Genomic DNA, 21,456 nt, shown 5'->3' with positions numbered 1-21,456 from the left:
GCCAATGAAGTCACGTGAATAGTTAGAAGATGGAATCAAATCCATCTGTTTTTAGCCATGCAAGTAAGGGCTTGTCACAATAAGTATCCTTTTCATATTTTTTTAAAAATATCACTTGCATAATTTTCAGTTAGGCCCGATATTCAAAGGAGAAGGACACAGATCTGCAGACTCAAAAGTGTTCATCATTCAATCGATGGAGGTTACATTCCAAAGCAATTGAAGATGGTCGAATACTGTTAAAACAGTAAGTTACAAGTGTGCCAAGAGATAAAAATCTTGGTACAAAAAAAGAGTCGAATAAAGAAAGAGAGAGGATGTTATTTTATGAACATAGAAATCCGTACAGATAAAAACATTCAAAATAGTGACCGTTTAATTAGTTATATACGCGAAGAGCTGAATCAAGAATTTCAACGTCACAGTGAGCGCATTACCCACTTTTCAGTGCATCTAAGTGATGCCAATAGCCATAAAGGCGGAGATGACGACATTCAATGTATGATTGAAGCGCGTCCAGCAGGTCTAAAACCCGTGGTTGTAAATCATAAAGGTCATAATGTCGATACTGCGATTCATGGCGCGATCGATCGCCTTAAACGTAGTTTAGAACATACCTTTGAAAAAAATGATAAACCACGTGCTGGCCAACCTGTATATGCAGATCAGGATGATGGCCTAGTTGATGATGAGGAAGATTAAACCTCACCGAATTTTAAAAAAGCCCCTCAATCAGGGGCTTTTTTCATGCTGAGCACTCACTTTTATCCAACATTACGGATAACAAATGTCCCGTTTATTCGGCATAATAGAATAAACTGAATTGAAGAGCGTCATCTCCATGTTAACCGCGCAACAACAAGCTTTCGTGCAAGCACTTGAAGAATTAGATCTTCAACAAGTTCAACGTCTATTGACCGATGGGTTAAGTCTCAATTTTATTGATCCTGAAAAAGGACCTGTGATTTCTGTTTGGTCAGACGGCTTATTCAAATGGTGGGAAGCGATTTGCGAAGCGTATGAAGCAGGTGCACCACTGTCAGAACAAGAAAAACAACAGACTTTAGCGGTACATTTAGACATTTTAGAACAACTGATTCATGGCAAAGCAAACTTGCATTTGTGGGATACAGAAGAAATTTATGGCCCACTTTGGGATGCTGCAAGTGCTGCATGTGCGCCAGCGGTCAAACGGTTGTTGGATGAAAAAGTTGATCCAAACACCAAAGATGAAGATGGCTTAACCATTTTATCCTCCATTAGCGATTTATTCTTTGATTGTGAGTTTGACGAAATTAATTGGGCCGAAGCATTGGCTGAAGAAAAGCAAACCTTAGAGTTGCTTCGTCAGCATGGTGCAAAAATGACAAAAGAATTAGCTTAAACAGCGAGATCATCATGATGCAATTAAAACATTTAGGTTTATGTGTAGCCGCTGGGTTCAGTATGAATGCGATGGCCGCAGATTTTTCCTTTGACCGTCCCTGGTCGGGCATAGGTACAGGGATTACGCCTGTGGGGCAGTTGGCTTGGGAGCAGGGTTTGGCCAATGCGCACTATGCTGAATCGACCACGACTGATGGTGAAAAAGTCAAAACCACCAGCTTAAATGCAGATATGTTATTGCGCACAGGTTTAGCTGAAAACATCGAATTGCAATTGGGTTGGGCTGGACCTTCTTGGCAACAAATGAAAGTGGCAGGCCATAAGTCTGAAACAGATGGTTTGGGTGATGTCAGTGTGGGTGTGAAAGCGGCGATTCCTTTGGATGATGAACGCTTGACTATGGCGGTACTGGCTGAAGCGATTATTGCCACAGGTAATGATGGTTTCACCAATGAAGATGATATTTATAGTCTGTCATCTGTGGTGGCATACGATTATAGCGACCTCGTGTCGACATCCATCACCATGCGTTATGAAGTGCAAAATAGTGATTGGGCCATTTCTGCAATTCCGACTTTAGAATATCAATTTACCGATAAACTCAGCGGTTTTTCTGAATTGGTTTATCGTAAAGCAGAAAGTCAAGACAATGAATATGCGCTCGGTACAGGTGTCATGTATGCGGTGAATAATCGGATGCAGTTGGACGCAAGTGTTGGTGTCGACTTAAATGGTGCAGATAAAAGTTATTATTCAGGCATTGGCGTTTCATACTTATTTTAATTAGAAAAAAGAACATATTATGAAAAAGCATCTTCATCTGAAACAGGGGATGAGCGGCAAAACGTGGTATCTGGCGCTGTCAGTATTGATCATCAATCTGTGTATCTGGGCCAGTATCCTAAACGTTCATGCAGAAACTCCACTCCTTTCAGCTGAAGATGCTTTTCCATTTACAGTGGAATCCACGACTGAGCATACCGCTCAACTGCACTGGAATATCCCTGAACAGTATTATCTGTATCAGCACAAATTTGAAGTGCAGCAGGTGGGTCAGCCCCTTAAGCTTGAGCTACCGCCTGCGCATGATTTGTATGATGAAAACTATGGCCATACCCAAGTTTATTATCAACAAGTGCAATTTGACTTAGACACACAGGCCTCGCAAACCTATAAGGTGACTTGGCAAGGCTGTGCCAAAGATCGCATTTGCTATCCACCGCAAAGTATTGAGTTTAAAACCGATGTCAACGGTTTGGTCAGTCTACAAGATCAAGCGGGTGGATCAAAACGACTGTTAGATTTAGCCGCGCAGTCGAATTCGCAATTTGAGCCTATCAACCCAACAGTCACTGCTGAACCTGCCGTAACAGCTTCCGATGCGATGGCTGCGCAAGATCAAATTTGGTCTGAAGAGTTAGCCAAAAGCTCATTGGCTTATGGTTTATTGCTGTTCTTTGGCCTCGGGATATTACTCGCGTTTACGCCGTGTTCTTTGCCGATGTTGCCGATTTTAACCTCATTAATTATTCGCGATAGCAAAGGCCTGAAAGCATGGATGATTGCCTTGGTCTTTGTGTGCAGTATGGCCATGGTCTATGCCATTTTGGGCTTGGTGGCCTCATCTGCGGGTTTGAATTTCCAGCGTTGGTTACAACAGCCATCCACCCTGATTGCTTTTAGCATTCTTTTTGTTTTGTTCGCACTCAATCTATTTGGTTTGTTTGAACTTAAACTGCCGCAAGCCGTGGTGAATAAACTCGATCATATCCAGTCTATGCAAAAGGGTGGCAGCCTAATCAGTGCTGCGATTATGGGCATGATTTCTGCGCTGTTGGTTGGACCGTGTATGACGGCACCTTTGGCAGGCGCTTTACTGTTTATTTCGCAAACACAAAGTCAGTGGCAAGGGGCAATTTTGTTGTTCACCTTAGGCTTTGGTATGGGGACACCGCTGTTAGTGGCAAGCGTACTGGGTGCTAAGGTATTGCCTCGTGCTGGGCTGTGGATGAATCAGGTTCGGGTATTCTTTGCTTTCATCATGTTGGCTTTGGCGCTGTATTTTGTGCGTCCTTTGCTTTCTGAAACATGGATGCAAGCACTGAGTCTGCTGCTAGGCTTGAGCTTTATTATTTATGTGTTGTATCGTTTGATGTGGCATAAAACTCAGTTGCGTATGCTGTACATCGTGGCTCTAGTCATTGGCGGGACGTACATTGCCTATAGCCAATATCAGCAGAGTCAGCGTTTCTTTGAAGCGCCAGTGGCTGCATCTGCGCGTTGGCATGTGGCAGCGACGGCAACGGAGTTTAAGCAGCTCTTGGCACAAGCACCAAAAGGTCAAAAGATTATTGTCGATGTCTATGCGGATTGGTGTGTTGCTTGTCAGCCGATTGAACACCGTATATTAAAGTCTGCAACGGTACAGCAAGCGCTTGCGCCGTATTATTTGATCAAATTAGATTTGAGTCATTACGATGCAACCCATCAACTGCTCTTAAACCAGTGGGATATTTTAGGACCACCGACCTATTTATTCTTAGATGCCTCACAACAAGAAATTCGTGGTTTACGTTTAACCGGTGCATTTACTGAGGCTGAACTTTTAGCTCAATTACAACGTTTTTAACCTGAAGCAGAGCGGGGGATGCAACGTTTATATATTGCCAATAAAAATTACTCCAGTTGGTCGGTGCGAGCATGGTTGGTCTTGACTGCATTTGATCTAGATTTTGAAGAAATCCTCATTCGCTTTGATGTAGAAGACCCGACCTTTAAGCAACTGATGTGTGCTGAAAAAACAGGAGGTTTTAACTTGGTAAACTAAACACACTCATCAGGAGTTTACCATGAGCAAGAAACACAAGACTTACACCACAGAATTTAAAGCTGAAGCCATCAAATTAATTGAAGCCAATCAAGGCAATGTCTCGGAAACAGCTAGACAACTTAGCATTTCAATGCAAACTCTTTCAAATTGGAATACCAAAGCAAAGGCTGGAACTTTAGCAGGTACAAAACAGTATTCACCTGATCTAAACGCTCTACTCGAAGAAAATAAAAAACTCAAACAACAGCTCAAAATAGCTGAAATGGAACGTGAATTTTTAAAAAAGGCAGCAGCGTACTTTGCCAAAGAAAGTCAGTAAGGTACGCCTATATGAAACAAAAAAGATATTCTTTTCCAATTACCTTAATGGCTCGATTACTTCATGTTTCAGTTTCATGTTTTTATGATTGGCTCAAGAGAGGCGTGAGCAAAAGAACGATTCAACGAAATCAACAGACGATATTGGTGAAAATAGCCCATGAGGAGACAAAGCAGAGCTATGGTTATATTCGATTAACCAAATACTTACAAGCTCAGGGCATAAAAATGAGTATGTACGCTGTACGTCAGATAAAAGCGCTGAACCACCTGTATTGTAAGCGACACAAGCGTTTTAAAAGGACTACGAATAGTGACCATAATCGAGCGATCTATGAAAACCTGCTGGAGCAACAATTCTCAATGACTAGACCAAATCAAGCATGGTCAAGTGATATTACGTACATATGGACTGTTGAAGGATGGCTGTACTTAGCAGCGGTAAAAGACCTTTACACGAAGCAAGTGGTTGGCTATAGCTTAAATGAGCGCATGACAACACAGCTTGTTTGTAATGCGCTAAATATGGCTATTCACAATCAAAAACCAACCAAAGAACTGATTGTGCATTCAGACAGAGGAAGTCAATATTGCAGCCATGAATATCGAAATATACTTGAGCAATATGGTTTTCAAGGTTCAATGAGCAAGCGCGGAGACTGTTACGATAATGCACCGATTGAAAGCTTTTGGGGAATACTGAAAAATGAGTTAGTGCATCATTACAACTATCAAACCAGAGAAGAAGCCAAAGCAGATATTATAAAATACATTGAGTTATTTTATAATCATCGAAGAATTCAAAAGGGTTTGGGTTTTAAGACACCAAATCAAATGGCCGAAGACTTTTATAAGTTGGCTGCCTAGAATCTCCCAAGGGAAAGTCTCCTGATAATTCAGCGTATATCAGACTTCCTCTTCCAGTAAATAGTGAGAAAGTTTATTTTTATTTAATTTTTTAGAGCTGGAGGCTAGTGAATTCATTCAATCTTTTTATCCTCTTACTTTCATATTCTTTTTAATTTAAATAGTGTAATTAATTCTTAAAATTGAATTTAAAGATAGCATCTAAAATCATAGAAAAAATATCCCTATAAAAAGGGAAAAGTGTTCTATTTTTGCAACATAGTGTTTTAAATAAACCAATTATTCTAAGAGCGGGATTCTTTTAAGATGCAGCTATTCAATAAAGATTATGTTGGAACATCCCATGAAAGTTTTACACATCGATTCAAGTATTATGGCGGATGCTTCTGTGTCTCGTCAGTTGAGCCAAGCCATTGTTTCGCAACTCAGCGAAAAGCATGCGCAAGTTGAGGTTGAATATTTGGATTTGGCAACGCAACCGATTCCACATTTAGACGCAGAAATTTTAATGGGTCAAAATGCAGAACAATCGGCTTTGGGCGAACGTATTATTCAACAGTACTTAGATGCGGATGTTGTGGTGATTGGTGCGGCGATGTATAACTTCGGGATTACGTCGACTTTAAAAGCATGGATTGACCGCATTAGTGTTGCAGGTCGTACCTTTAAATATACGGAAAATGGCCCTGTCGGTTTGGCTGGTGACAAGAAAGCCTATATTGCCAGTAGTCGCGGTGGTGTCTATGGTGAAAATAGTGCTGTTGACTTCCAAGAAGGCTTCTTAAAAACTGTTTTTAATTTTACTGGTGTGACCGATGTTGAAATCATTCGTGCTGAAGGCGTGAATATGGGCCCAGAGCTGAAAGACAAAGCCATTGCAGCAGCTCTAGCGCAGGTGCAAACGATCTAATAACAATAACTGTAGTTCCATGATTCCTCATTTGGTCAGCGTTAAGCTGACCTTTTTTTATGTGGAATGTGTCTAATCTTGGTCGAGCGCTTGAGCAAACGTTGCGATATCATCCAATGCCATTTTAGCTTCAGGAAACCATGCATTAAACATTTGAAAGTTATGCCACATGCCTGTGTATAGTTTAAATGTTACGTCTACGCCTGCCTTGGTCGCTTTATCTTTAAACCGCTGGGCATCGTCCAAGAGAATTTCTTTCGAACCGACTTGTACAAGGGTAGGCGGGAGGTCTGCTAAATCATCAAATAAAGGTGAAACGAGCGGGTCCGCTGGGTCAATTTGCTCTGGAACATAATAGTCGATGCCTGTTTCAAGGGCCTCGATGGATAACAGTGCATCGAGCTTGCTGTTATAGCGAATAGATTCACTGGTTAAGCTTAAATCCAAAAACGGCGAAAGTAGAATTAGTCCACTGACTTGAGGACGTTGCTCATCACGAATACGTAGCGCCAAGGCTAGCGCTAAATTTGCACCACATGAATCGCCTGATAAAATAATATCTTTGGCCTGTATACCTTGCTCCAATAACAGCAGATAAACATCAAAAAGCGCATCAATGGCTTCAGGATAGGGGTGTTCGGGTGACAACGGATAGTCAAGGTGAATGACTTGCATTTGTGTACTGGCTGCAAGGTCTGAGACAAACGCACGGTGGGTATTCATTGAACCCAAAAAGAAAGCTCCACCATGAATATGCAAAATGAGCTGAGTGGCTTCAGTTTCAGGTTTTATCTCTTCCGCACGCAGGCCTGCAAGACGTAGAGGGCGAATCTGGATCGACTTATTGATCGGAAATGCACGACACATTTGTTCAAGAAGAAAACGCTGACTACTGGGGGGGAGACTAAAGCGACTTGGGGTTCGAATCGTGGTTTTTAAAAACTGCTCTGTAATGATTTGTTTCCATGGATCGGCAATCTTCATAGTTATTCCATTTTGTTATTTGTTTTACCTTGAGTTTGTGTATTTACCAACATAATTTACAAGGTTACACTAATTGGTCACATTGAAAAATTGAAAAATTGTTGTGACTTTTTAATAATGATAGTCGTCTATACTAGACTAGGGAAATGAAAAAAATGAAAAAAATTGCACTTGCGTTAAGCGTACTAGGATTAACCGCTCTAGCTCATGCAGCAGATCCGCTGAATGGCACTGTTTGGAAAACGATTGATGACAAAACTAAACAAGCGAAAGCATTGGTTAAATTCACAGAGCAAAAAAATGGAACTTTAACTGCGAGTATTCAAGGTATTTTGACGCCAGGTGAAGAAAATGCCTGTACCAAGTGTGAAGGCCCATACAAAAACAAATCGTTGAAAGGTTTAACGATTGTGCATGGTCTGAAAAACGCGGGTGGTACAAGCTATGACGGTGGATCAATTTTAGATCCGCAAACTGGTAAAACCTATAAATTAAAAGGCAACATTGCTGCTGGTGGTAAAAAACTAGAGCTTCGTGGTTATATTGGCGTGGCTGCATTAGGCCGTAACCAAACTTGGATTCGCGCGAACTAATCTCATCCAACAAAAAAAGCCGAGCAATTGCTCGGCTTTTTTTGTTTTTGTTATGCCTTTAGGACACGAATTGCATCTTCATTGAAACCCACAATAAAACCATCGGGTGTTGCAATCACGGGGCGCTTGATGAGGCTGTGATGGGTTGTGAGGGCATCAATCAGTCCTTGCTCTGAAGCCAAAGCAGTGTCTTGTTCTGCTTCAGTCAGCTTACGCCAAGTGGTACCTTTCTTATTCAGGACCACATCTGCCCCAATCTGATCGAGCCATGTTTTGACAGTCGTAGCATCAATGCCTTGTTTTTTATAATCATGAAACTCATACGCTAAACCTAACTCATTTAGTAGGTCGAATGCTTTTTTCATTGAATTACAATTTTTAATGCCATACACGTTTAACATGGAAAACCCTTCTGAATTTTAAGCTGGGTTTAGAGTAACGGAAAAAGCAGAGCAGCTCTAGTGTCGCGATTTAAGCCAATAGCGTCATCGTCTTGTCATAAAAGCGATTTAGAATCAAATCAAAGAAAAATAGAATCTAAAAAGAAGAAGCATTAAAAAAGGCAGAGACTAAAAAAGAGAAAACCCGCATTTAATCATCCTGATCATGCGGGTCTCATTACAACGTCCATTGTCACATCCTTGAAAACCAACTATATCCATAGTTCGTTTTAATTTCATCCTACGGCGTCCTGTCCTTGTGCTGTCATCCTGACATCGTCCCTTTGCCGTGGAAATATAATGCACTGATTGATTGATCAGAAAAAGACTCAAAAAACGGCAGATAATGTAGGTTAAAAACTCATATTCAGTAAACATATGCTCACTGAGTATGAGCTAAATACTTACATTTTTCTAGATTTTGTAGTCAATAATGACAGGTGCATGGTCGCTAAACCATGTTTCTTTATAGACCCAAGCATTGACTGTACGGGCTTTCCAGTCAGGTGAGCACGCTTGATAGTCAATGCGCCAGCCCACGTTCTTCGCTCGGGCCTGTCCTCGGTTTGACCACCACGAATAAAGCTCAGCCTCTGGACGCACTTCACGGAAAGTATCGACATAGCCAAGTTCATCATAAATATGATCGAGCCAAGCGCGTTCGTGCGGTAAGCAACCTGAGGCTTTTTGGTTGCCTGACCAGTTTTTAATGTCGATGCGTTTATGCACGATGTTGTAGTCACCACAAACAATCACGGATTTATTTTCCTCGCGCCATTGTTTCAAAATTTGTTTGTATTCTTCTAAGAAGTGGTCTTTACGTACTTGTGCCTCTTCACCAGAAGAACCCGATGGTAAATAGAGTGAACAAATATGCACGTTTTGGTCTAAGCCTAAGTCAAACTCAGCCGAAATAAAACGGCCTTGAGAGTCGGCCAATTCAAAACCAAGTCCATCAGTAACTGAAACAAACGGTAAACGGCTATAAATAGCAGTGCCAGCATACCCTGGACGTTCAGCAGGGAACAGGTGAGTATGCCAACCTTCAGGTTTAAATTTATCGGTCCATTGTTCGTGGGTGATGCGAGATTCTTGCATGCAAATCACATCAGCATCTGATGTGGCAATCCAATCAAAAATCCCTTTTTTTTCTGCAGAACGTAGACCATTTACGTTAATTGAAACCACACGTAAAATTTTTTGATCACTTGGATAGCTACTCTTTGGTATCATGCGCAAGTCTTACCTCAATTTGAAAATACGGAGCACCGCATGACAACGCAAGCGACATTTAACCCTCAAGCTTTTATCGAACTCGCATTATCACGTGGTGTGCTTAAATTTGGTGAGTTTACTTTAAAATCGGGTCGTGTGAGTCCTTATTTTTTTAATGCAGGTCTGCTTAATGACGGTGAAGCCTTGTCATTACTGGCGTCTGGCTATGCAGCCAAACTGACAGAATGCAACAATGTTGAGGTGGTCTTTGGTCCTGCGTACAAAGGGATTCCTTTTGTTGCTGCAACAGCGGTGGCTTTGTCACAAAATCATGGGGTAAGTGTGCCTTGGGGGTTTAACCGTAAAGAAGCCAAAGATCATGGTGAAGGCGGGGTCTTGGTTGGTGCATCTGTTGCAGGCAAAAAAGTCTGGATTATTGATGACGTGATTACTGCGGGCACAGCAATCCGTGAAGTAGTCACCATTTTGAAAAATGCAGGTGCGCAGATTGCAGGTGTGTTGGTGGCATTAGACCGCCAAGAAAAAGGTCAAGGTGAACTGTCTGCGATTCAAGAAGTGCAAAAAGAATTAGAAATTCCTGTGCATGCACTGGTGACCATGAAAGATTTAATGAATTATTTAGAGGCTAAAGGTGAGACAGAAGCTTTAGCAAAAATGGAAGCCTATCGCGTGAAATATGGCGTTTAAGCGTTGAAACAAAAAAGGGAAGCTTCGGCTTCCTTTTTTATTGGCTCTCTCATTCGGTTGGCGTTTGGCTATGCGCACCTTCCCAACCAATTATCGCAGTTTTACGTGTTGTCCCCCACATATAGCCGCCACGTTGCCCTGAAGACTGAATGACCCGATGACATGGAATTAAAAAGGCAACGGGGTTGCTGCCAATGGCTGTTCCGACCGTTCGTGAAGCACGCTCTTGCCCAATCTCTTGAGCAATATGTGCATAACTGCTGAGCCGTCCCATGGGGATTTTCAGCAGACATTGCCAAACCTTGAGCTGAAAGTCGGTGCCTTTTAGATGCAGTTTAATCTCCGATAAGCTGTTTTGATCGTGCTGAAAAATTGCGAGTGCTTTGCGTTGTAATTCATCCTGATCTTCAATAAATGTCGCGCGTGGGAACTGTTTTTTCAGATAGGCCAATGCATCCCAATCTGCTTCGGTAAAGGCCATATGACAAATCCCTTTAGGGGTTGAGGCAATAATGACGGAGCCAAAAATGGTTTCGGCAAAACTATAGTGAATGTGGAGTGCTTCACCGCCATGTTTATATTCTGCAGGCGTCATCCATTCGATTTGGACAAATAAATCATGCAATCGGCTGGTACTGGAAAGACCAGTGTCAAAGGTTGCTGCAAAAATCTTATTTTCTGTGTGATTTTTCAAAACCGACTTTGCATATTCCACACTAATATATTGCAGAAATTTCTTCGGGCTAATGCCTGCCCATTCGCTAAAGATACGCTGAAAATGTGTAGGACTTAAATGCACGTGTTCTGCAATCTCAGCCAAACTGGGTTGCTGTTTGAAGTTTTGTTCAATATATTCAATCGCCTTTGCCACACGTGCGTAATTGCTATGTTCTGTCATGATTACTCGCGGAAATCATTTAACTTAAGAAAACACTAACAAATCCAGCGAGGCCTGAAAATCCGTTTCTTGCGCTTTATCAGAAAAGGTTAGAAGCATGCATTGATTGGCTTAGTCGTCCCTTGATAAGCATAAAAAAGCGGAACAGTGACCTGTTCCGCTTGAGATGGCGTTTTAACTAAAGGGGTTTAGAACTGATAGTTCAAACGCATGAGGAAGCTACGTGGTGTACCTGGCATAGAGTCCGAACGCCAATATTCTTTATTGGTCAAGTTACTGACAGCTAAGGTCAGGTTCCATGGATCAGCACTATAACCAATGGCTGCATCGACACGATTGAAACCATCCATCTTGGTCAAGTTATTGATGTTTGGATAGTAAGAGCCCACATAAGTCACACCGACTTCACCATAAAGTTTTTCGGTAGGTAAGTAGCGGACAAATAGGTTGCCTGTATTTTTAGAGGTGTTAGACAATTTATTACCTACATTTTGAGGGTTTTCTTTGTCTTTCTTTACTTCGGCATTAGTATAGCCATAGCCACCACGAACAAATACATTATCCAACACACGGCCAATGAAACTAAATTCTAAACCTTGGGATTGATGTTTTCCACCAACAGCCCATTTATCAAGAATATCTGGGTTTGGTTGGTAGCGAATATTATTTTTACGAATGTCATAAACAGAAAGTTGTGTGTTTAAGCGTTGGTCTAACCAATCACTCTTAACCCCAATTTCATATTGTTCATTGTATTGCGGTTCTGCGTCATACAAGCTTGGATCAGTAGTGACATCAACAGAAATATTGCCACGACCTCCATAAGGGGAGAAGCTTTTACTGTATGAAGTATAAAAACTGTGTTGTTCTGATGGTTGCCATACAAAGCCAATATTAGGACTGAAGGTCGTATCATCATATTGTTTTGAAAGGTTCTGGATATGATTGGTCGATTTGAAATTGTACTGATCATAGCGCACACCGAGCATCATTTTGAGTTCAAGTGTAAAGCTAATCAAATCTTGCACGAAGAAACCTAAACTGTTGCCTTCGTGATAATTATGCTGTCTCATTTGCAAAGGGCCACTACCGCGACTAGATTCGCGTTCACCCGTAAGTGGGTTGACGTAACCATAAATCGCAGAGCCATTTTGATTGGTATTTGCTAAACGTGGTTCGCGCTCTTCATATGCCCAATCACTACCGAATACAAGGTTGTGTTTAATCATACCTGTATCGAACTCGCCTCAAATATCAAAGGTATTGCTGGTGGTTTTGTTGTCAGTAGTAAATCTGAGAGATTTCTCCAACATGGCCCTGACATGTGCCCGCATTACGAATGACGGTTGTCTCTGTGGCGCAGTATCCGCCTAAATAGAAATGATCGAAGTTTTGCTTGGCTTGGCGGTAACTTGTTGCCCAATGAAATTTCCAATTCGGCGCAAATTCGTAATTTAAATCTGAACGAATAACTTGTAATTCATCTTCAATAAAATCGCCTTCTTGAGCAAAGCCAGTCTTGATTGAAACACCCGCGGGTAAGTTACTATAAGAAGGCCCGCGGTCAGGGGTTCGATTTAATTTGTCATAAGTATATTGTGTGGTCCACGTGAGGGTTTCATCATCATTTTTATAAGTGAAACTTGGCGAAATCATTTCAATTTTACTGTCAATGCCTGAACGGAAACTATCCGCTTCACCGTATTCACCTGTTAAACGACAGCCCAAATGTCATTCAACACTTGGTTAATATCTGCTGTTGCACCGTAGTTATCATATGAGCCTACGTAAGTACCGACGGAACTTTTCGAGTCAAAGTTGGCGTATTTACTCACCATATTGATCACACCACCGCCAGCACTACGACCGTAAAGTACCGAGGCAGGGCCTTTTAAAATTTCGATCCGTTCAATGTTGGATGTGCTGCGACGCACTTGGCCACTTTCACGAATACCATCACGGTAAATATCACCCGAGTCGGCAGAGAAACCACGGAGGGTGATGCCATCACCACGTGTATCGTAGCTGGTGGATACCCCTGGTGTACCTTGTAGCATTACACTGAGGTCGTTAGAGCCATAGATTTTATATTTCTGTACATCGATGGTGTCGATGGTTTGAGGAATATCTTTTTTCTTTAAACCATTCCGTGTGACATTGGCCTGATCATAATCGACATAGCTTTTGATTGGATCAAGTTCACTCATTGCCTCAACTTTCAAGGTAGGCAAAACTGCTGCTGTGCTCGATTTTTTTGTCGTTGCTAGAGAAGAAGGGTTCTCATTATTTTGTAGCATCGTTTCATCCGGATAGGTTGCATGCGCATTTAAAATCATAAAGCTGAGAAGGCTATATTTGAATAGGTTTGAACCACAAAGCGGCTGTGGTGAAAATTTCATCATGATTTAAGGCTCGGAGAGAGTGAATTGCCAATAAAAATGAGAAGTATAATCATTTACTAAAAATGAACAAGACTTATGGTAATATTCATTTTTTCTACATAGTTTTACTGGGTTGAAAAGTACAGCTGTACAGGCTTTTTAATTTTTCTAAAAAATTGATAAATAAGCATTAAAATTTGAAGAAAATACAAAAGAATTATTTTTGTGCATTTTCCATGCATTTTTTACAGCTTAAAAGAACGCCTATTTTTTCTTGGCGTCCTTGCTCAGTTTGTACCCAAGGGCGGTTTTGCCACGGTGGAGTATGGCGGACATGTTGTGTGTGACCACAGGTAAGCTCCGCCACCCAATGATGTTCTTCATCTAGATGAAAACCGACAATCGCTTGTTGCACTTAAGTATCTCGACTGTCGTGTTGGATCTGTTCCAAACCGTTTAAAAAACGCTGACACAGTTGATGGATGGCCACCAAATCATCGGGATCTAGACCTAAAGAACACGCCAGCTCAAATGGAATGGCCATAATTTTATCTTTGGCTAAGAGTGCTTTTTCCAGCAGAACGACTTTTTTCATACGTTCATCTTCTTTGACAGCAACACGCTTTAAAAACTGTTTTTCTTCTAGTTTTTTAATAATTGGGGTTAAGGTGCCTGAGTCAAAAAAAGTTTTTTGTCCAATCTCGGTCAGCGTCACATTGTCCTGCTCGTATAAAGCCAACAAAACAATAAATTGCGGATAGGTCAGATCATAAGCTTGTAAGCGTGGACGGTATTGACGAACCATGGCATTGGTTGCGGAATACATGGCAAAACACACGCGGTTTTCTAAAAGTGGGATGTCCGCCATGTTGCATGTCCTTGGGTGTTAATGTCTGTAAAGCAGTATAAATGAAATAGGGATGAAAGTATATTGCGCATAATAATCTTGTGTGCAAGTTAATTGTGTGCGATATTTATTTGAGACTGAGGTCGGTTCAGAACTTGAAGCGACTTTAATTAATGACATTTTGATGAATGGAAGAGATGTAATGACCACAATTTATGATTTTCAGGCTGAACTGTTGGAAGGCGAGCAAAAAAATCTGGCCGATTATCAGGGCAAGGTTTTATTGGTGGTGAATACCGCCAGCCAATGTGGTTTAACCCCGCAATTTGAAGGCTTGGAACAGTTATATCAGGACTATCAACAGCAAGGTCTGTTGATTTTAGGTTTTCCCTGCAACCAATTTGCGCAGCAAGACCCTGCGAGTAATGAAGAGATCGGCAGCTTTTGCCAGCGTAACTATGGAGTCTCTTTCCCAATGTTTGCTAAGGTCGACGTGAATGGGCCTACAGCGCATCCGCTGTATCAGTATTTAACCACTGAAGCTAAAGGCATTTTAGGTAGTCAAAGCATCAAATGGAATTTCACCAAATTTCTCATTAACCAAAAAGGGCAGGTGGTGAAACGCTATGCGCCGATTGTTAAACCTGAAAAAATTGCCAAGGATATTCAACGCCTTTTGACTTAATGGAGAAGGTATGGAAAGGAGCTGTCGCGTGGTAATAGACATATACTCCCTTTGTTGAATTGAGCAGTTAGCATTTGATTTGTTACTGTAATGTGTTGTAGTTATTTGAATAAAATAGATTTTTTAATCTTTAATTATTACACAACTTGTTGCACCCAAACCTGAAAACTTCGCTATACTTTTTGCCAAGTTTAAAAAATATGAGCGTGAGAATTATGCGTGTACTGGTAGTGATGGACCCGATTGAAACGGTGAATCTAAAAAAAGATTCCACCATGGCCATGTTATGGGCAGCAAGCCGTCGCGGACATGAACTGGGTTATGCATTACAACACGATTTATATATCGATCAAGGTAAAGCCTTTGGTCTGATTTCTCCCTTAAAAGTGTTTGAAGACTACGATCATTATTTTGAGTTGGGTGAACAGCAAAAAGAGTCCTTGGCCGATTACGATGTGATCTTGATGCGTAAAGATCCACCATTCGACATGAACTTTGTCTACACCACCTATATCTTGGAACAAGCGGAACGTGAAGGCGCGTGGATTATTAATAAACCACAGTCCTTACGTGACTGTAATGAAAAACTGTTTGCCACGCAGTTCCCAGAACTCCAAGTGCCTACATTGGTGACTTCACAACAAAGCCTGATCCGTGAATTTATCAAAGAACATGGTGATGTGATTGTGAAGCCTCTCGATGGGATGGGTGGCATGGGAATTTTCCGTTTATATCAAGATGGTGTGAACATTGGTTCAACTTTGGAAATGTTGACGGAAATGGGTACACGTCCGATTATGGCGCAGCGTTATATTCCTGAAATTGTGGAAGGGGATAAACGTATCTTGCTGGTCAATGGTGAACCTATTCCGTACTGTTTGGCGCGTATTCCACAAAACGGCGAAGTCCGTGGGAATTTGGCCGCAGGTGGTTTGGGTCAAGCACGTCCTTTGACTGAAAACGACAAGGCGATTGCTGCAAAAGTGGGACCCTTCTTACGTGAAAAAGGTTTGGTTTTTGTCGGACTTGATGTGATTGGCAATTATGTGACCGAGATTAATGTCACCAGTCCAACCTGTATTCGTGAGATTGATGCGCAATTTGGTACCTCGATAGCCGATACTTTATTTGATGTCCTAGAAGCAGGTAAAGCCAGCTAAATTGACAGAAAAGGAACCTGAAATGGTTCCTTTTTTCTTTCATGGAGGTGGTTGGTTTTGAAATAGAAGCGTACTTTGCCACGAAGTGTATAAATTTGGTTGAAAATAAAGCGGATTATATTGCTAGACACTACAAATTTTCATCCTGCTTAAATGTATGAGCTCAGATTGTATTTATAAGTACTAAAATGAAGCGAATTGGGCTTTAAAATTATGTTAAATATTAGACTTCCTTCATAAATCATTTTTCAATCAATTTAATTGTTTATCTTTCACCCAATCTAAATTGTATATGCCAGCAAGTAAATTAAACCGCAGGTTTAATCTTTTACGACGATTTCTATATACACAAGATAAAATCTTAAAACATTTCATCCTTCCAAATACATGCTCTACTTGAATTCGTCTACGACCAATCTCTCTATTTAACTTTTTTAATTCAGAATCTAATTTTTCAGTTTTCTTTGCTTTAGATGGCATGAGGCATCCAAAACCCAATTTTTTTATCCCTAAATACCCCTTATCAACGATAAAAAAGGGCTTAAATTTTAATTTCCTCCTCTGTACACGACAAAAATAGATAACTCATTGAAATAATGTCATAATAATTGTTTTCTAACGACGAATACTATGACACATCTCAATGAGTTATATCTTATCTTAAACAAATATCTAAAATGGAACAAGTCACATTTAAAGTGCTTTGCGCTCATCATGCTTGTGATTATTTTAAAGCAAACATGTAATCTTTCTTCTGCATCTAAAGCCTTGCCCATCAAGTGCTTACCACAATCATTTTATCGACGTATGCAGCGCTTCTTTGCAGGTCAGTATTTTGATTATCGTCAAATTTCTCAGTTGATTTTCAATATGTTTTCATTCGACCAAGTGCAACTGACTTTAGATAGAACCAATTGGAAATGGGGAAAACGAAATATTAATATCCTGATGCTCGCAATCGTTTATCGTGGAATAGCGATACCTATCCTTTGGACATTGCTTAATAAACGTGGAAATTCAGATACGAAAGAGCGTATTGCTTTGATTCAACGCTTTATAGCCATTTTTGGTAAAGACCGTATTGTGAATGTGTTCGCAGACAGAGAGTTTATCGGTGAGCAGTGGTTTACATGGTTAATTGAACAAGACATCAACTTCTGCATTCGTGTTAAAAAAACTTCATTGTCACCAATCATTTAGGAAAGAATCATAAAATTAGTGATTTATTTCGCCATCTTAAAGTTGGTCAAATTGAATGTCGTAAACGACGGATTTTGGTTGGTCGGGTGAAACTATATATAAGTGCACTACAGTTAGAAAATGGAGAGCTTTTACTCGTCGTTTCTCCTCAGTTTAATGCCAATGCTATTCAGGATTATGCATTACGCTGGGAAATTGAAACCTTATTCAGTTGTCTCAAAGGACGCGGGTTTAATCTTGAAAATACGCGCTTGACAGACGCTAGACGAGTGAAAAAATTGATTGCGGTGTTAGCTATAAGCTTCTGTTGGTGTTACTTAACGGGTGAATGGCAACATGATCAAAAAAAAGCGATAAAAATAAAGAAGCATGGACGACTCTCAATGAGTTTATTTCGCTATGGTTTAGACTATGTTCAAATGGCGATTCAGCGTTTAATTGGTTTTGGGAAAAAAGAAGAGTTTAAGGAAATTTTGGCAATTTTAAGAAGGCAGAATCCTGATAGGATAAGGGTTCTGTGAAATTTGTCGTGTACAGAGAATTTCCTCATACTTTTTTTAAATATTTTAAAATCATGCATGCTTCCATGACTTCCACATACACTCAGTATTTCACCTGTTATATAGTGCATAGATAGCTGAAATTTAAAGGTATGTCGCTTTTTTTTACCGCTATACCATTTCTTCTGTTTTTTTTGGACGTTGAACTAATATTTCAGTGGCATCAATCACAACAACTTCCCAATCCACTTCATCTCGATTAGGAGGTTGTTTTGGCAAGTTAAATTTTCCAGAACGGATTAAGGTATCTTCAATAACACGTGTGATACGAATTGCACTCGTTTCAGATACACCGTAACTCATACCAAGATGGAAAAATGTTCGATATTCTCTCCAATATTCTATACATAAGAGCAAACGATCTTCCAACGGTAATTTATGCGGTCGTCCTTTACCAATATGACGAGGTAACTGCTTATTTAGCTCGGCCAACATGAGGTTAAATGTAGCCCAACTAACACCGGTAAGCCTACGAAACTTAACGTCTGATAATTTTTGAATATCTTTGAATTTCATCCAAGGATTATCTCTTGAATTAAATAATTTTGCTGATTAATTTAAGATCAAATAAATTGTACGTTTTTTGATTTATGACGGAAGTCTATTTGATTAAAATAATTTTCATTGTTTTATTTTTAAATATAGCCAATTGCGCTGTCGAGCCTGATTGTGTGCTGTAGTTTGAGTAAAAATGCACATCTGATAACAAATCTAGTTTAAACTTGAAAATCAGTAGAAAAAAACAATCAAATGCCTGTTGAAAAAAAGTAAATAATCTTTCGCGGCTATGCGTTTGTGATTACAATTGATCGCTTAAAATTGAATTTTGTTTCCATATTTTTAGAATTGAAGAATTAGACTGTGACCGAAGCAACACAAACAAAGCCGAAACATGTAATGATGATGGCTGCCGGAACGGGCGGGCATGTTTTTCCAGCACTTGCTGTGGCTAAGGAATTACAGCAACAAGGCTGCCAAGTCTCATGGCTTGCTACGCCTACAGGTATGGAAAATCGCCTGCTTAAAAATCATGATATTCCGATTTATCAAATTGATATTCAAGGAGTGCGCGGCAATGGCTTAGTCCGCAAAGTATTGGCACCCTTTAAAATTTTAAAAGCCACTTTAAGTGCAATGCGTTACATGAAGCAGCTCAAAGTCGATGCCGTCGCGGGCTTTGGGGGGTATGTCGCTGGGCCAGGTGGATTGGCTGCGCGCGCACTGGGTATTCCTGTCATTATTCATGAGCAGAATGCGATTGCAGGTTTTACCAATACGCAGTTATCACGTATTGCCAAAACAGTGTGCCAGGCTTTTCCAAACACCTTTACTGCACAAGATAAAATTGTGACCACCGGCAATCCCGTCCGCAAAGAGATTACGGAAATTTTAAATCCGTCTTGGCGTTATCAAGAACGTGAAAAAGCAGGTCTGCCACTGCAGGTCTTAATTGTGGGTGGCTCGTTGGGCGCACAAGCGTTAAATGAGCGTGTTCCTGAAGCATTGAAGCAATTGAATGTGCCGTTAAGCGTTTATCATCAGTGTGGTCAAAACCATGCAGAAGCGACCCAAGCGCGCTATGCCGATGCACCTGAACAGCTTCAGGTTGAAGTTCACCCTTTTATTGAAAATATGGCCCAAGCTTATAGTGATGCCGATTTAATTATTTGCCGTGCTGGGGCGTTAACCGTGACCGAGATTGCGACTGCTGGTGTGGCTGCGGTTTTTGTTCCGCTGCCAAGTGCAGTGGATGATCACCAAACGGCCAATGCAAAGTTTTTAGCCAATATCGGTGCAGCCAAAATTTGTCCACAAGCAAGCATGACCCCCGAGAGTTTAAAAGAATTATTATTACCCTTGATGAACCGTCAGTTATTGTCTGAAATGGCAGTGAAAGCACGTCAGCAAGCACAACCCGATGCAACCCAACATGTGGTTCGTTTAATTCAAGCATTGTAAACCGAGTATTTTATGTCGCCATCTACGCCTGCTGATCAAGCAAAAAAGTTAATTAAAGTGCCAGAAATGCGCCGTATTAAGCACATCCATTTTATTGGGATTGGTGGTGCGGGTATGTGTGGTATTGCTGAAGTGCTCAAGAACCAAGGCTACAAAGTCTCAGGTTCAGATATCAAAGCGTCAAAAACCACGGCTCAGCTTGAAGAAAATGGGATCAAAGTCTATATCGGGCATACGGCTGAAAATATTCAAGGGGCAAACGTGATTGTGGTGTCGACTGCAATTGATGCAGAAAACCCAGAAATTAAAGCAGCCATTGAAACGCGTACACCTGTGGTGCGCCGTGCAGAAATGCTAGGTGAGCTGATGCGCTACCGTCATGGGATTGCTGTTGCGGGAACGCATGGTAAAACCACGACTACAAGCCTAGTGACGTGTATGTTGGCAGAAGAAAATCTCGACCCAACCTATGTGATTGGTGGTTTGTTGAACCGTACTGGTGTGAATGCTGCGCTGGGCGCGAGTCGTTTTATCGTGGCAGAAGCAGATGAATCAGATGCGTCATTCCTGCATCTGCAACCGATGGCCACCATTGTGACCAATATTGATGCAGACCACATGGACACCTATGGTGGTAGCTTCGATGTCTTAAAAGATACCTTTGTACAGTTCTTACAAAAACTACCGTTTTACGGCTTGGCTGTGGTGTGTGGCGATGATGCCAACATTCGTGAAATCATGCCGCGTATTGGTCGTCCATTGATCACGTATGGTTTTAACGAAGACAATGACATTCGTGCAGTGGATATTGAACAAGAAGGCATGCAGTCGCACTTTACCGTATTGCGTAAAGATCGTGAGCCTTTGCGTTTAACCATCAATTTACCGGGTTTGCATAATATTTTAAATGCACTTGCGGCGATTGGTATTGCAACTGATGAAGGTGTGTCTGATGCTGCGATTGCACGTGCGTTGGAAAGTTTCAGCGGTGTAGGTCGTCGTTTCCAAGTCCAAGGTGAATTTGACATCGAAGGCGGTAATGTGAAATTGGTGGATGACTATGGTCACCATCCAAAAGAAGTTGAAGCAACCATTAAAGCGGCACGTGCAAGCCATCCAGACCGCCGTTTAGTGATGATGTTCCAGCCACACCGTTTTAGCCGTACCCGTGACTGTTTCGATGACTTTGTGGATGTATTGTCACATGTCGATCAGTTGTTGCTGCTTGAAGTCTATCCTGCAGGTGAAAAACCGATTGTGGGGGCAGACAGCCGTTCATTGGCGCGTAGTATTCGTTTACGTGGCGATGTAGAGCCGATTTTGATCGATCCGGTTGAAGGTAATTTGCAGCATGCGTTGAAAAAAGTGTTACAAGCGGATGACTTGTTATTGACGCAAGGCGCAGGTAATGTGGGAGCTATCTCGGTTGAGCTTGCAAGCAATCATTTATATTTAAAATAATCACGTTTTGTGATTACTCACTGAAAAAACAGTCATAAAGTTTAAGGATATCAA

The 21,456-nt window shown here is 41.1% G+C and carries 21 protein-coding genes and 2 pseudogenes; 14 read left to right on the top strand and 9 right to left on the bottom strand.

Annotation, left to right across the window (positions count from 1 at the left end; all coding sequences use genetic code 11):
• Positions 1 to 327: 327 nt before the first annotated feature.
• From HUK62_RS00285 to HUK62_RS00255, 7 genes and pseudogenes are all read left to right on the top strand, one after another.
• Positions 328 to 702, top strand: coding sequence for an HPF/RaiA family ribosome-associated protein (locus tag HUK62_RS00285; protein ID WP_004691760.1), 375 nt, complete (start codon positions 328 to 330; stop codon positions 700 to 702).
• Positions 703 to 841: 139 nt separating this feature from the next.
• Positions 842 to 1,384 (top strand): hypothetical protein, encoded by a 543-nt coding sequence (locus HUK62_RS00280; protein ID WP_004978318.1) that lies wholly within the window; start codon positions 842 to 844, stop codon positions 1,382 to 1,384.
• Positions 1,385 to 1,398: 14 nt separating this feature from the next.
• Positions 1,399 to 2,169 carry a transporter gene (locus HUK62_RS00275; RefSeq protein WP_176536774.1) on the top strand — a complete coding sequence of 257 codons (771 nt, stop codon included), beginning with the start codon at positions 1,399 to 1,401 and terminating at the stop codon, positions 2,167 to 2,169.
• Positions 2,170 to 2,188: 19 nt separating this feature from the next.
• A complete protein-coding gene (dsbD, locus tag HUK62_RS00270) occupies positions 2,189 to 4,015 on the top strand; it encodes a protein-disulfide reductase DsbD (protein WP_176536773.1) in 1,827 nt (608 codons plus the stop codon).
• Positions 4,016 to 4,033: 18 nt separating this feature from the next.
• Positions 4,034 to 4,174, top strand: a pseudogene (locus HUK62_RS00265) (glutathione S-transferase); the annotation flags it as partial.
• 61 nt (positions 4,175 to 4,235) lie between these two features.
• Positions 4,236 to 5,401, top strand: a protein-coding gene (locus HUK62_RS00260; RefSeq protein ID WP_085942227.1) for an IS3-like element ISAba22 family transposase whose coding sequence is annotated in 2 segments (ribosomal slippage) — positions 4,236 to 4,494 and positions 4,494 to 5,401 — 1,167 coding nt in all. Because the reading frame shifts where the segments join, the coding sequence is not laid out codon by codon here.
• Between the two features lie 343 nt (positions 5,402 to 5,744).
• On the top strand, positions 5,745 to 6,311 hold the full coding sequence (locus tag HUK62_RS00255) for an NAD(P)H-dependent oxidoreductase (protein WP_151835604.1): 567 nt from the start codon (positions 5,745 to 5,747) through the stop codon (positions 6,309 to 6,311).
• Between the two features lie 72 nt (positions 6,312 to 6,383).
• Here the strand turns inward: HUK62_RS00255 and HUK62_RS00250 are convergent, their stop codons facing one another.
• Positions 6,384 to 7,295 carry an alpha/beta hydrolase gene (locus HUK62_RS00250; RefSeq protein ID WP_176536772.1) on the bottom strand — a complete coding sequence of 304 codons (912 nt, stop codon included), beginning with the start codon at positions 7,293 to 7,295 and terminating at the stop codon, positions 6,384 to 6,386.
• A 155-nt stretch (positions 7,296 to 7,450) separates the two neighbouring features.
• On the opposite strand from HUK62_RS00250, the gene HUK62_RS00245 reads away from it, so the two are divergent.
• The gene (locus HUK62_RS00245) at positions 7,451 to 7,888 is read left to right on the top strand and encodes a DUF2147 domain-containing protein (RefSeq protein WP_058951520.1); all 438 of its coding nucleotides are present in this window, start codon (positions 7,451 to 7,453) and stop codon (positions 7,886 to 7,888) included.
• 50 nt (positions 7,889 to 7,938) lie between these two features.
• Here HUK62_RS00245 and HUK62_RS00240 read toward each other — a convergent pair whose 3' ends face one another.
• Entirely contained in the window at positions 7,939 to 8,289 is a 351-nt protein-coding gene (locus HUK62_RS00240; RefSeq protein WP_151835606.1) for a Spx/MgsR family RNA polymerase-binding regulatory protein, read from the bottom strand.
• A gap of 453 nt (positions 8,290 to 8,742) precedes the next feature.
• Entirely contained in the window at positions 8,743 to 9,561 is an 819-nt protein-coding gene (locus HUK62_RS00235; protein WP_176538415.1) for an exodeoxyribonuclease III, read from the bottom strand.
• Between the two features lie 39 nt (positions 9,562 to 9,600).
• Between HUK62_RS00235 and pyrE the strand changes: the two genes are divergently transcribed.
• Positions 9,601 to 10,251 (top strand): orotate phosphoribosyltransferase, encoded by a 651-nt coding sequence (gene pyrE, locus HUK62_RS00230; protein ID WP_004691742.1) that lies wholly within the window; start codon positions 9,601 to 9,603, stop codon positions 10,249 to 10,251.
• Between the two features lie 49 nt (positions 10,252 to 10,300).
• On the opposite strand, the gene HUK62_RS00225 is transcribed toward pyrE, so the two are convergent.
• The 4 genes and pseudogenes from HUK62_RS00225 to HUK62_RS00210 all read right to left on the bottom strand — a co-directional run bounded on the left by HUK62_RS00225 (position 10,301) and on the right by HUK62_RS00210 (position 14,398).
• Complete coding sequence (locus HUK62_RS00225) at positions 10,301 to 11,149, bottom strand: methylated-DNA--[protein]-cysteine S-methyltransferase (protein WP_176536771.1); 849 nt, start codon at positions 11,147 to 11,149, stop codon at positions 10,301 to 10,303.
• Positions 11,150 to 11,337: 188 nt separating this feature from the next.
• Positions 11,338 to 13,551, bottom strand: a pseudogene (locus HUK62_RS00220) (TonB-dependent siderophore receptor).
• 196 nt (positions 13,552 to 13,747) lie between these two features.
• Entirely contained in the window at positions 13,748 to 13,945 is a 198-nt protein-coding gene (locus HUK62_RS00215) for a DUF3565 domain-containing protein (protein ID WP_176536770.1), read from the bottom strand.
• Positions 13,946 to 14,398 carry a MarR family transcriptional regulator gene (locus tag HUK62_RS00210; RefSeq protein ID WP_176536769.1) on the bottom strand — a complete coding sequence of 151 codons (453 nt, stop codon included), beginning with the start codon at positions 14,396 to 14,398 and terminating at the stop codon, positions 13,946 to 13,948.
• A 181-nt stretch (positions 14,399 to 14,579) separates the two neighbouring features.
• On the opposite strand from HUK62_RS00210, the gene HUK62_RS00205 reads away from it, so the two are divergent.
• Entirely contained in the window at positions 14,580 to 15,062 is a 483-nt protein-coding gene (locus HUK62_RS00205; RefSeq protein WP_094148487.1) for a glutathione peroxidase, read from the top strand.
• Positions 15,063 to 15,277: 215 nt separating this feature from the next.
• On the top strand, positions 15,278 to 16,222 hold the full coding sequence (gshB, locus tag HUK62_RS00200; RefSeq protein WP_004978285.1) for a glutathione synthase: 945 nt from the start codon (positions 15,278 to 15,280) through the stop codon (positions 16,220 to 16,222).
• A gap of 252 nt (positions 16,223 to 16,474) precedes the next feature.
• Here the strand turns inward: gshB and HUK62_RS00195 are convergent, their stop codons facing one another.
• Positions 16,475 to 16,720, bottom strand: a complete 246-nt coding sequence (locus HUK62_RS00195) for a transposase family protein (RefSeq protein WP_201702526.1) — start codon at positions 16,718 to 16,720, stop codon at positions 16,475 to 16,477.
• A 132-nt stretch (positions 16,721 to 16,852) separates the two neighbouring features.
• Here HUK62_RS00195 and HUK62_RS00190 point away from each other — a divergent pair.
• Positions 16,853 to 17,943 (top strand): IS4-like element ISAba1 family transposase gene (locus HUK62_RS00190; protein ID WP_176536768.1). Its coding sequence is split into 2 segments (ribosomal slippage): positions 16,853 to 17,393 and positions 17,393 to 17,943, totalling 1,092 coding nucleotides; the frame shifts between segments, so codons are not numbered across the junction.
• 150 nt (positions 17,944 to 18,093) lie between these two features.
• On the opposite strand, the gene HUK62_RS00180 is transcribed toward HUK62_RS00190, so the two are convergent.
• A complete protein-coding gene (locus tag HUK62_RS00180; protein WP_176536767.1) occupies positions 18,094 to 18,498 on the bottom strand; it encodes a transposase family protein in 405 nt (134 codons plus the stop codon).
• Between the two features lie 345 nt (positions 18,499 to 18,843).
• On the opposite strand from HUK62_RS00180, the gene murG reads away from it, so the two are divergent.
• Positions 18,844 to 19,941, top strand: a complete 1,098-nt coding sequence (gene murG, locus HUK62_RS00175) for an undecaprenyldiphospho-muramoylpentapeptide beta-N-acetylglucosaminyltransferase (RefSeq protein WP_176536766.1) — start codon at positions 18,844 to 18,846, stop codon at positions 19,939 to 19,941.
• Positions 19,942 to 19,953: 12 nt separating this feature from the next.
• Positions 19,954 to 21,402, top strand: a complete 1,449-nt coding sequence (gene murC / locus HUK62_RS00170) for a UDP-N-acetylmuramate--L-alanine ligase (RefSeq protein WP_004691731.1) — start codon at positions 19,954 to 19,956, stop codon at positions 21,400 to 21,402.
• Positions 21,403 to 21,456 lie beyond the last annotated feature (54 nt).

The sequence above is a fragment of the Acinetobacter sp. NEB 394 genome (assembly GCF_013374795.1).
GTDB lineage: Bacteria > Pseudomonadota > Gammaproteobacteria > Pseudomonadales > Moraxellaceae > Acinetobacter > Acinetobacter johnsonii.
This window is presented reverse-complemented; position numbering and strand designations above follow the sequence as displayed.

What these genes read in the sequence shown, in the direction of transcription:
- HUK62_RS00285 (WP_004691760.1), top strand. Translation starts at nt 328, where the DNA reads ATGAACATAGAAATCCGTACAGATAAAAACATTCAAAATAGTGACCGT.
- HUK62_RS00280 (WP_004978318.1), top strand. Translation starts at nt 842, where the DNA reads ATGTTAACCGCGCAACAACAAGCTTTCGTGCAAGCACTTGAAGAATTA.
- HUK62_RS00275 (WP_176536774.1), top strand. Translation starts at nt 1,399, where the DNA reads ATGATGCAATTAAAACATTTAGGTTTATGTGTAGCCGCTGGGTTCAGT.
- dsbD (WP_176536773.1), top strand. Translation starts at nt 2,189, where the DNA reads ATGAAAAAGCATCTTCATCTGAAACAGGGGATGAGCGGCAAAACGTGG.
- HUK62_RS00255 (WP_151835604.1), top strand. Translation starts at nt 5,745, where the DNA reads ATGAAAGTTTTACACATCGATTCAAGTATTATGGCGGATGCTTCTGTG.
- HUK62_RS00250 (WP_176536772.1), bottom strand. Translation starts at nt 7,295, where the DNA reads ATGAAGATTGCCGATCCATGGAAACAAATCATTACAGAGCAGTTTTTA.
- HUK62_RS00245 (WP_058951520.1), top strand. Translation starts at nt 7,451, where the DNA reads ATGAAAAAAATTGCACTTGCGTTAAGCGTACTAGGATTAACCGCTCTA.
- HUK62_RS00240 (WP_151835606.1), bottom strand. Translation starts at nt 8,289, where the DNA reads ATGTTAAACGTGTATGGCATTAAAAATTGTAATTCAATGAAAAAAGCA.
- HUK62_RS00235 (WP_176538415.1), bottom strand. Translation starts at nt 9,561, where the DNA reads ATGATACCAAAGAGTAGCTATCCAAGTGATCAAAAAATTTTACGTGTG.
- pyrE (WP_004691742.1), top strand. Translation starts at nt 9,601, where the DNA reads ATGACAACGCAAGCGACATTTAACCCTCAAGCTTTTATCGAACTCGCA.
- HUK62_RS00225 (WP_176536771.1), bottom strand. Translation starts at nt 11,149, where the DNA reads ATGACAGAACATAGCAATTACGCACGTGTGGCAAAGGCGATTGAATAT.
- HUK62_RS00210 (WP_176536769.1), bottom strand. Translation starts at nt 14,398, where the DNA reads ATGGCGGACATCCCACTTTTAGAAAACCGCGTGTGTTTTGCCATGTAT.
- HUK62_RS00205 (WP_094148487.1), top strand. Translation starts at nt 14,580, where the DNA reads ATGACCACAATTTATGATTTTCAGGCTGAACTGTTGGAAGGCGAGCAA.
- gshB (WP_004978285.1), top strand. Translation starts at nt 15,278, where the DNA reads ATGCGTGTACTGGTAGTGATGGACCCGATTGAAACGGTGAATCTAAAA.
- HUK62_RS00180 (WP_176536767.1), bottom strand. Translation starts at nt 18,498, where the DNA reads ATGAAATTCAAAGATATTCAAAAATTATCAGACGTTAAGTTTCGTAGG.
- murC (WP_004691731.1), top strand. Translation starts at nt 19,954, where the DNA reads ATGTCGCCATCTACGCCTGCTGATCAAGCAAAAAAGTTAATTAAAGTG.